The organism is Bowmanella dokdonensis (genome assembly GCF_017254865.1).
Classification (GTDB): Bacteria; Pseudomonadota; Gammaproteobacteria; order Enterobacterales; family Alteromonadaceae; genus Bowmanella; species Bowmanella dokdonensis.
Genome location: NZ_JAFKCV010000082.1, coordinates 1 through 482 on the forward strand (window position 1 = coordinate 1; position 482 = coordinate 482).

At 41.5% G+C, this 482-nt stretch carries 1 protein-coding gene; it reads left to right on the forward strand.

Going from position 1 to position 482, the window contains the following annotated elements:
• Positions 1–271: 271 nt before the first annotated feature.
• On the forward strand, positions 272–482 hold a 211-nt coding region (locus tag J0A66_RS21640; protein WP_206575928.1), incomplete at its 3' end, for a hypothetical protein.

Sequence of the window (482 nt, forward strand, 5' to 3'; positions counted from 1 at the left end):
ATTCAGCTCGCGCAAAAATCACTCAGATTTCAAGAGCGCAAACTAACACTTGCAAGACTGACTTACAATATAGAGCCATTATTGATAACAATTTTTAACAAATAGCCAAAGTCATTCATCCCTAAAAATACGATGTTCATCATAAAAAAAAGCCAGTTCATGTCTCATTACTGTTTGTCAATGTGCGAACTCCCTAACGTAGTTTAGGGGTCAGCCCAACAATAAGATTGCGAATTGAATCGCTAAAATAAGAAATAGACAGGAGACAGACATGCAGAGGCATTCTTTAGCCAAGTCGGTAAAGCTCGCTCTTACCCTTGGTGCCGTATCTACCACATTGCTTGGATTCCAAGTTGCTGCGCAAGAAGAAGGCGCAGTGGTAGAAAAGATTTCCGTGACGGGTTCTAGAATTAAACGTACTGATATGGAAACCGCTCAGCCAGTACTGCTGATTACTGCTGAGGACATGTCCAGAACAGGAT